An 8,357-nucleotide genomic window follows, 5' to 3' on the forward strand; every position below is an offset into this window, starting at 1 on the left:
ATTTTCGACAGGGAATAAAGACCTGTCCCGCCAGGTTTTTACCTCGTGTCAGCTACATCACTGTAGTTCTCCAGCGAGGGATTACCGATGGACATTCATTCAAAACACCAACGACGTACCGACGGCCCGTTGAACCCTGACCGTCGAACGCTGCTCAAGTGCTCTGCATGGGCCGGGGCTGGCGTGATCTGGGCCTTGAGTGGCGGTATTCCCCGGGCCTTCGCTCTGGATCAGGCGGGTAACGTCACCGACCCCAAGGCACTCGCCAGCACGTTCCAGTTTGTGCAGATCAGCGACTCGCACATCGGTTTCAACAAGGAGGCCAATCCTGAACCGTTGAAGACCTTGCAGGTGGCTATCGACAAGGTCGTTGCCCTGCCGAAACGGCCGTCGTTGATCCTGCATACCGGCGATATTACCCACCTGTCCAAAGCCGAGGAGTTCGACACCGCTGACCAGTTGCTCAAAGGCTTGCCGTCCCCCGTGCACTACGTGCCGGGCGAGCACGACACCCTCGACGAAGGCGGCGGCAAGCTCTATCTGGAACGTTACGGCAAGGGCACCAAAGGCAATGGCTGGTACAGCTTCGATGACCACGGTGTGCATTTCATTGCGCTGGTGAATGTCTTCAACTTCCAGGCCGGCCATGAAGCAACCCTTGGTGCCGATCAACTGGCGTGGCTGGCCGATGACTTGCGAGCCGTGAGCAGCAGCACGCCCATCGTGGTGTTTACCCATATTCCGTTGTGGACGGTTTATCAGCCGTGGGGCTGGGGTACCGAAGATGGCGATCAGGCGATTGCCATGCTGCGCAAGTACGGTTCGGTAACGGTGTTGAACGGGCACATCCATCAGGTCATCCAGAAAGTCGAAGGCAATATCACCTTCCACACCGCGCGCGGCACGGCTTATCCACAACCCGCACCGGGCGCGGCGCCGACGCCGGGGCCGATGACCGTGGCGGCTGATCAACTGCGCAATTATTTGGGGGTCACCGAAGTGCGAGCGACCCAGGGTGATCATCCACTGGCGCTGATCGATTCGACACTGGTTTGACGGAGGGGACTGGGATGAAAACGCGATTATTGGCCGCTGTCTGCCTGATGTTGTCGATGCCTGTATGGGCTAATGAGGTAAAAATCGATATCAAGGAATTCATGTTCGGGCCCAAGGATCTGACCGTGGCCTTGGGCACCAAAGTCACGTGGGTAAACGATGACGAGATCCCGCACACGGTGGCGGAAACCCACAAGCTGTTTCGCTCCGGGGCGCTGGATACCGGAGACAGTTATTCCTGGGTGTTCAACACTCCGGGGGAGTTTGAGTATTTTTGTGCGCTGCATCCACAGATGATCGGGAAGATTGTGGTCAGCCAATAATACCGTGAGAAGCATGTGAGAGTGATGTAGAAACGCGTACCCCTGTGGGAGCGAGCTTGCTCGCGATGACGGTGTGTCATTCAACGTTTAAGTTGACTGACGCGACGCCTTCGCTGGCAAGCTGAACTGGTCAACTAATTTTGGACACCAGTTACGGTTTTCATGCAGCCAGTTTCTCCATAGCTACCGGTGAACGATAGCCGTCGTAGCTATGGAGCCTGACGTTGTTGTAACGCATTACGTAGCGCTGCCTGGCGGTGGCGCCAAGCTCTGATCCTTGGCGCAACCACTGAGGCTGACGCACAGATTGAGTATGGCGATGGTCATTTTCTTGATCATGGTCGGATCCTTGACGGCGTTGGACGGGCTCAACAGTGGGCTCTTTCGTAGCAGGCTTCCGGGTCGGCCACGGCGTCGAAGCGTTGCAACGCTTCGGCACCGCCATCGGCCTGTTGCGTCACCCGCAAGGTGTCGCCGAGACGACTTTGCAAATCGAGGAACACCCGGTTGCGTGCCAGTTCGAAGGGGGTGTGCAGGGCAGGAAAAATGAAGCTCACTGTTTGCTCTCCGCTGCCAGGCGAATCGCTTGCAATTTGCGGAAATTCGGTCCCCAGCGGCCATCTGGTTCGACACTGCCATCGGGATAAGTGATGACAGTGTGGTTGCCTTCTTTCTTTACCTTTGGCCCGGCCGAATAAACTACAAAGTCAGGATGCAAGACGGGCTCGAAATACACCTGCCGGGCTTGCAGGGCCTGATACTTAAGATAAATATGACCTTCACTAGTTAAGTTAACCGTTTTTTTATACGGACCTAAAAACTCCTCATCGACCCAAGGGTAATAGTCCTTCTTGATCGTCAAATCCCCTTCGACCTTGATGTCCGCGCCACCGCGTGGCGAGTTGTTGTGATCGAAGATCACCACCACCCCGCCCCCCGCACCATAGGTAACGTTCTCGCCGAAGCGAGCCGGATCGTCATAGGTCACACCAAAAGTCACGTTGCTCAATCGCCATTGACAGACACCGCCACCGTCGATCGGTAGCTTGGCTACATAGAGGTCGCTTTGCCCCTCACGCACAGGCTGTATATCGGTACGTTGATAGCCATCGCGTTGATAGGCCTCACCGAAAGCCGAGTGGTCGGTAAAAGTGCACAGGGTCGAGCGATACATCACCTGCATCGGCCTCGCTACCAGTTCCTTCGGCACTTTCACCGTCACGGTTATCGATTCGCCATCCGGTGGCGGCGCCAGGCTCTGATCCTTGGCGCAACCGCTGAGGCTGACGCACAGGGTGAGTATCGCAATAGGCATTTTCTTGATCATGGTCAGATCCTTGACGACGTTGGCCGGGCTCAACAGTGGACTCTTTCGTAGCAGGCGCTCGGGTCGGCCACGGCGTCGAAGCGTTGCAACGCTTCGGCACCGCCATCGGCCTGTTGCGTCACCCGCAAGGTGTCGCCGAGACGACTTTGCAAATCGAGGAACACCCGGTTGCGTGCCAGTTCGCAGGGGGTGTGCAGGGCAGGAAAAGCGCGGCTCACTGTTTGTTCTCCGCTGCCAGGCGGATGGCTTGTAATCGGCGAAAATCCGGTTTAGCGCGGGCTACAGATTCGATACTGGCATCGGGATAGGTAAAAACTGCGTAGCTACCCTTTTTTTTCACTTTTGGCCCTAGCGAGCTAACCAGAAAACCGGAGTGCAGGATCGGCTCGAAGTACACATCAAGCGCTTGAAGTGCTTGGTAGCTCAAGTAGTAGTCTTGCCCCTCACCTAATAAACTAATGTCTTTTCTATGACCTCCAATAAACGTCTCACTCATCCACGGGTAATAGTCCTTCTTGATCGTCAAATCCCCTTCGACCTTGATGTCCGCGCCACCGCGTGGCGAGTTGTTGCGATCGAAGATCACCACCACCCCGCCCCCCGCACCATAGGTAACGTTCTCGCCGAAGCGAGCCGGATCGTCATAGGTCACACCAAAAGTCACGTTGCTCAATCGCCATTGACAGACACCGCCACCATCGATCGGTAGCTTGGCTACATAGAGGTCGCTTTGCCCCTCACGCACAGGCTGTATATCGGTACGTTGATAGCCATCGCGTTGATAGGCCTCACCGAAAGCCGAGTGGTCGGTAAAAGTGCACAGGGTCGAGCGATACATCACTTGCATCGGCCTCGCTACCAGTTCCTTCGGCACTTTCACCGTCACGGTGATCGACTCGCTATCCGCTGGTGGCGCCAGGCTTCGATCCTTGGCACAACCACTGAGGCTGACGCACAGGCTGAGTAACGCAACGGGCATTTTCTTGATCATGGTCGGGTCCTTGACGGCGCGGGCCGGGCTCAACAGTGGGTTCTTTCGTAGCAGGCTTCCGGGTCGGCCACGGCGTCGAAACGTTGCAACGCTTCGGCACCGCCATCGGCCTGTTGTGTCACCCGCAAGGACTCGCCGAGACGACTCTGCAAATCGAGGAACAGCCGGTTGCGTGCCAGCTCGAAGGGGGTGTACTTGGCAGGAAAAAACGAGGATCACTGTTTGCTCACCGCTGCCAGGCGAATCGCTTGCAATTTGCGGAAATTCGGTCCCCAGCGGCCATCCGGTTCGACACTGCCATCGGGATAAGTGATGACAGTGTGGTTGCCTTCTTTCTTTATCTTTGGCCCGGCCGAATAAACTACAAAGTCAGGATGCAAAACGGGCTCGAAATACACCTGTCGGGCTTGTAGGGCCTGATACATCACATAGATATCGCCCTCACCCGCCAAACTGACTCGCTTTCTATATCCCCCTAAAAAGCTTTCTTTTACCCACGGGTAATAGTCCTTCCTGATCGTCAAATCCCCTTCGACCTTGATGTCCGCGCCACCGCGCGGCGAGTTGTTGTGATCGAAGATCACCACCACCCCACCGCCTGCGCCGTAAGTCACGTTTTCGCCAAAGTTAGTGGGATGACCATAAGCGACGCCAAAAGTCACGTTGCTCAATCGCCACTGGCAGGCACCGCCACCATCGATCGGCAGCTTGGCCACATAGAGGTCACTTTGTCCCTCACGCACCAGTTGCAGATCGGTACGTTGATACCCATCGCGTTGATAGGCTTCGCCGAAGGCGGAGTGATCAGTAAAGGTGCACAGAGTCGAGCGGTACATCACCTGCAGGGTTTCCGCTACCAGCTCCTTCGGCACTTTCACCGTCACGGTTATCGATTCGCCATCCGGTGGCGGCGCCAGGCTCTGATCCTTGGCACAACCGCTGAGACTGACGCACAGAGTGAGTATCGTGATGGGCGTTTTCTTGATCATGGTCGGATCCTTGGCAGCACGGGCCGGGTTCAACAGTGGGTTCTTTCGTAGCAGGCGCTCGGGTCGGCCACGGCGTCGAAGCGTTGCAATGCTTCGGCGCCGCCATCGGCCTGTTGCGTCACCCGCAAGGTTTCGCCGAGACGACTTTGCAAATCGAGGAACACCCGGTTGCGTGCCAGTTCGTCTTCGACAAGGCTCCCGTAGTGGTCCCGGGTCTGCTGTTCGAAATTCTGTCGATCCAGTTGCCGCTTCAACAACGGCGAGCGCTCGGGGTTGATTGACTCCAGCAACTGGCCATAGATGTACGGCTGATAATTGCTCATGAAGTGATTGCCGAGACCCACGAACCGGCCGGCCTTGGGGTTGCTGAAGGGCGGGAAAAACCTCGCCCGGCTTTCGGCGGTCAACGAGGTGGTGAGGCGCTGCTGCGCCTGCTCGGCCTGCTGGTCGTCGTCAGGGCTCAGGCTCGGAACCAGGTAAAACTTGACCTTTTCCGACAGGCGATAGGCGATGGTGGTGCTGTAAGGCGCGCCAAGCCCATCTTTGTTGCGGTAGGCGGGGTACGGCGAGCCTCGCCGAAGGGTGTGCTGTTCGGCCTTGAAAAACATGGCGATTTCGCCGTGGTGACAGAAGGGATCGCCATGGCGGAACAACTGGCTGGCCGACAACTGCAGCATCGACCAGGCAAACCCCAGGGTGGTACCGAGGGGGCCATAGAGTTTATACAGATGATTGTCCAGCTCGGCTTCGGGCGGCACGCTGGGGATCGGGTCGATGTCGTTGACATGCCGGAAATGCACAATCTCGTTGAGGCATTTTACGGCCTTGAGGGTGAAGGTGCGTGGCATGCCGTAGGTGTACAGCAGTGGATTTTGTGCTTTCAACGATGCTGCATGCACTAACCCCAGGGCGCCGCCCAGGCTGTGCCCGCAAATGAACATCTTTCGTTCAGCGGCTTTTTCAGGAATTATCTCGCCGAGATCTTTGGCATAAATTTTGGTGGCCAAATCGAACGCATCGCGAAAGCCCAAATGCACACTGCCCTCTGGTGTCAGATCGGCACAGGGCACCTTGGGCTCGCACAAGGCCTGCATTTCAGGTTTTACCGGGCGGAAAGTCGCATCAGTACCTAGATCGGAGGCCCCCTCGGTACCCCGCCAAGCCACGAGCACCTGGGCGGTATTGATCGCATAAAACAGCTGGGTGTCGCCCTCTGGTGGTCGAACCTGAGTAGTGTCCAACGGTTTGGCGATGCTGTAGCGACCATTGAAGGGAACATCGGTGACCACGCACGGCAATTTCTGACCGCTGTCGAAAATTATCGGTGTACGAGATAAGTCCAAGCATTGCTGCTCGAAGAACTCCTTCACGGAACCCAACGCATTCTCGGGCCGCGTGCTGTACGCCAGAATGCTCATCAGCGCCAGGTTGTAAGCATTGACCAGGCTGTACTCCGCCTGGTGATGCAAGGTCAGCGACCAGGCGCGCAGCGGGCAGACCTCCAGCACATGCCGGCGATCGAGTCGATCGTCGCCAATGGTAAACCCGCCAAACTTCGGGTCCGGAAAATGGTAGGCCGGGGGCTGCCTGGGATCGGCCAACGGTGGATCGAAGGCCGGCAGTCTATCGCACAACTGGCCGATGCGCAGGTAGTGATAGCCATGACCGACTGCGACCGCCTGCTGCTCAATGGGCGAAAACCCCGAACGTTGCGGACCATACAGTGGCGTGCGATCAGCAAAACCGGGGCGCTCGGGTTCGGCTCGCTGCGCACGCAGGCGGCGATTTTGCAGTTGCTCGGCCAAGAACTCGGCGTCTATCAGCAAGGTGATGGCCAACGGGTGCAGGCCGTCCAGGCGGATCACTCCCTCGGCATCGGTGCGGCCGCTGTACTCCGGAATGAAGTCGCTGCGGGTCGCCTCGTTTAGCGCGCGATAAGGCAGATTCGCCAGCGGCTCGCCCTGTTCATCGAGCAACTGGTACTCGATCCAGTGCATTTTCTGTTTGCCGCAGATCACAGCTTTGCAGGAGCCCAGTGTGTCCGTACGGTGCAACCTATCGTTCATGTCAGTCCTTTAATGCTGTTAGTTATTTATTCTGGAACCGCCGCAAATCGCCAGTTACTTGCCTGCACAAAAACAATTAAATACACCAACTTTTTCTAAATAAAATCGTGAGCAATTTAATAGCTTCAGAAAGCAGAAGCAGGCTAAACAGCCATATGATTGACGTCGTATCTACAGCTTTCGAAAGCCATAAAAAAATTGATAAAGAAGGCACAGCAAGCAATAGCCGAAATGGGGTTTTCACGTAAACCAGATATGGAATTTTGCGCGAGTCGACGAAAAACAAGACCATTGAAGCAACTATCGATACATTCAGAAAAATCGACAACAAAAAGAGAACATCCGAAGTCAATCCATGTTCCACCCTTAACTGAACATAGGATTGAATGTCGCTAAAAAACGGCACCTTGCCTTGGGAAAAACTGAGGTAGCTGAACCGGAAAATATAAAAACAATCCATCGCACCCCAAAACCAATAAAGCCATTTTATTTTCATTTAGCTTCATCCTTTTTCTCATAAATCTTATCGGCAAGAACTGGCTGCCAATGCCACGAGCTACCACCAGCGGCCCATATCAGGCCTCCCTTTGCTGTTGAAGCGGACGGGGAGGCTTCGTTGCCTCCCGCGTTCAAGCGCTCGACAGCTTTCAGGAAGGTAAAAAAGGTTGATATAGGAAGCTTCCGATGCTCGCGTAGGATGCATCCGAGTGTTGATGCCACGTACCTGTAGGCCCGTTCGCGATTTTGTCGGCGCCAGGTGCAGTGGCTGCTTTTGACAGGGTTGAACCGTTCGGATCGAACGCTACTGCAGAGCGCAAACCCTGCTCGTTTAAAAGCCCTCAAGGTTACTTCGTGAAAGCCACAGCGCCTTGCGTCGTTGCCTACAGTTACCCCAGAATCCGCCGGCTTGTGCGCTTTGGGGTCGCTCGGTAACTTGATTCGCGTCACTGATTGTCAGTGATCGGGTTTAGTAGCCCGTGGTGTTATCAGCAAAGTGCATAGGCTCTGTCAGTCAGGTATTCCATCCCTGAACTTGATGGTGGCTGTGCGCAGGGCGCTTCGGCGCGCCGGTAAATGCTGATCTCCCCCGGTCTACTAACCTGCGTACAGCCGCCACCCTTCCTTTAGTAGAGAAGAGTTGGTGGCTCCATTCAGGAGTAATCAGCTTATGGTCAAAGTGACGCCGGATCCGCCGGCCACCGATCCGAAATCCCCATCCGACAGCATTCTTTCCGCCGCCAACATCATGGCCACCCCGCGCAAACTCAGCACGATGTTCATCGTCAACCCGGAACTCGATACTGCAACCCTGCTGGCCCATGCCTGCGAGTCACTGGCATCGGCCAATGTCATGACCATGGATCTGGCGGATCGAACGGAGGGGGCAAGTCGCAATACCCTGCTGGGCATCGCGCAAGTCATCATGCTGGGGGAACTGGCGGTGAACCGGGCGCTGGACCGGATCGATGCGGTTGGGTAGAGGATCAGCGATCGGGATGTTGCCGGACGCGCTGATGGACTCGCCTGAACAGTGATGGACCCTTGTGGGAGCGGGCTTGCTCGCGAAAGCGGTGTGTCAGTCGACAACTTCATGGACTGACACAC

Annotated in this window: 12 protein-coding genes; 3 read left to right on the top strand and 9 right to left on the bottom strand. The window is 56.1% G+C overall.

Going from position 1 to position 8,357, the window contains the following annotated elements:
* Positions 1-87: 87 nt before the first annotated feature.
* Both KGA85_RS25355 and KGA85_RS25360 read left to right on the top strand, forming a co-directional pair.
* Entirely contained in the window at positions 88-1,056 is a 969-nt protein-coding gene (locus tag KGA85_RS25355) for a metallophosphoesterase family protein (protein WP_223533857.1), read from the top strand.
* Between the two features lie 14 nt (positions 1,057-1,070).
* On the top strand, positions 1,071-1,379 hold the full coding sequence (locus tag KGA85_RS25360; protein WP_223533858.1) for a cupredoxin family copper-binding protein: 309 nt from the start codon (positions 1,071-1,073) through the stop codon (positions 1,377-1,379).
* A gap of 237 nt (positions 1,380-1,616) precedes the next feature.
* Here KGA85_RS25360 and KGA85_RS31175 read toward each other — a convergent pair whose 3' ends face one another.
* The 9 genes from KGA85_RS31175 to KGA85_RS25395 all read right to left on the bottom strand — a co-directional run bounded on the left by KGA85_RS31175 (position 1,617) and on the right by KGA85_RS25395 (position 7,248).
* A complete protein-coding gene (locus tag KGA85_RS31175; protein ID WP_263287589.1) occupies positions 1,617-1,751 on the bottom strand; it encodes a hypothetical protein in 135 nt (44 codons plus the stop codon).
* On the bottom strand, positions 1,748-1,936 hold the full coding sequence (locus tag KGA85_RS25365; RefSeq protein WP_223460124.1) for a hypothetical protein: 189 nt from the start codon (positions 1,934-1,936) through the stop codon (positions 1,748-1,750). Before KGA85_RS25365 ends, KGA85_RS31175 begins: the two co-directional genes overlap by 4 nt.
* Complete coding sequence (locus KGA85_RS25370; protein WP_223533859.1) at positions 1,933-2,706, bottom strand: hypothetical protein; 774 nt, start codon at positions 2,704-2,706, stop codon at positions 1,933-1,935. Before KGA85_RS25370 ends, KGA85_RS25365 begins: the two co-directional genes overlap by 4 nt.
* 29 nt (positions 2,707-2,735) lie before the next feature.
* Positions 2,736-2,924, bottom strand: a complete 189-nt coding sequence (locus KGA85_RS25375; RefSeq protein WP_223460128.1) for a hypothetical protein — start codon at positions 2,922-2,924, stop codon at positions 2,736-2,738.
* Positions 2,921-3,697: a hypothetical protein gene (locus KGA85_RS25380; RefSeq protein WP_223460129.1), complete on the bottom strand. Its 777-nt coding sequence runs from the start codon at positions 3,695-3,697 to the stop codon at positions 2,921-2,923. Before KGA85_RS25380 ends, KGA85_RS25375 begins: the two co-directional genes overlap by 4 nt.
* 29 nt (positions 3,698-3,726) lie before the next feature.
* Positions 3,727-3,849, bottom strand: coding sequence for a hypothetical protein (locus KGA85_RS31180; protein ID WP_263287629.1), 123 nt, complete (start codon positions 3,847-3,849; stop codon positions 3,727-3,729).
* 63 nt (positions 3,850-3,912) lie between these two features.
* Entirely contained in the window at positions 3,913-4,686 is a 774-nt protein-coding gene (locus tag KGA85_RS25385) for a hypothetical protein (RefSeq protein WP_223533860.1), read from the bottom strand.
* A gap of 29 nt (positions 4,687-4,715) precedes the next feature.
* Positions 4,716-6,752: a lipase family protein gene (locus KGA85_RS25390; protein WP_223543468.1), complete on the bottom strand. Its 2,037-nt coding sequence runs from the start codon at positions 6,750-6,752 to the stop codon at positions 4,716-4,718.
* A gap of 76 nt (positions 6,753-6,828) precedes the next feature.
* Positions 6,829-7,248, bottom strand: a complete 420-nt coding sequence (locus KGA85_RS25395) for a hypothetical protein (protein WP_223460135.1) — start codon at positions 7,246-7,248, stop codon at positions 6,829-6,831.
* A gap of 672 nt (positions 7,249-7,920) precedes the next feature.
* On the opposite strand from KGA85_RS25395, the gene KGA85_RS25400 reads away from it, so the two are divergent.
* Positions 7,921-8,232 (top strand): DUF6124 family protein, encoded by a 312-nt coding sequence (locus KGA85_RS25400; protein ID WP_223533862.1) that lies wholly within the window; start codon positions 7,921-7,923, stop codon positions 8,230-8,232.
* Positions 8,233-8,357: the final 125 nt, after the last annotated feature.

It is taken from the genome of Pseudomonas sp. GL-B-12, from assembly GCF_019955895.1.
GTDB lineage: Bacteria > Pseudomonadota > Gammaproteobacteria > Pseudomonadales > Pseudomonadaceae > Aquipseudomonas.

Excerpts from the sequence above, each read along its gene's own strand:
- KGA85_RS25390 (WP_223543468.1), bottom strand. The coding sequence starts at position 6,752 with ATGAACGATAGGTTGCACCGTACGGACACACTGGGCTCCTGCAAAGCT.
- KGA85_RS25370 (WP_223533859.1), bottom strand. The coding sequence starts at position 2,706 with ATGATCAAGAAAATGCCTATTGCGATACTCACCCTGTGCGTCAGCCTC.
- KGA85_RS25355 (WP_223533857.1), top strand. The coding sequence starts at position 88 with ATGGACATTCATTCAAAACACCAACGACGTACCGACGGCCCGTTGAAC.
- KGA85_RS25380 (WP_223460129.1), bottom strand. The coding sequence starts at position 3,697 with ATGATCAAGAAAATGCCCGTTGCGTTACTCAGCCTGTGCGTCAGCCTC.
- KGA85_RS25360 (WP_223533858.1), top strand. The coding sequence starts at position 1,071 with ATGAAAACGCGATTATTGGCCGCTGTCTGCCTGATGTTGTCGATGCCT.
- KGA85_RS25400 (WP_223533862.1), top strand. The coding sequence starts at position 7,921 with ATGGTCAAAGTGACGCCGGATCCGCCGGCCACCGATCCGAAATCCCCA.
- KGA85_RS25395 (WP_223460135.1), bottom strand. The coding sequence starts at position 7,248 with ATGAAAATAAAATGGCTTTATTGGTTTTGGGGTGCGATGGATTGTTTT.
- KGA85_RS25385 (WP_223533860.1), bottom strand. The coding sequence starts at position 4,686 with ATGATCAAGAAAACGCCCATCACGATACTCACTCTGTGCGTCAGTCTC.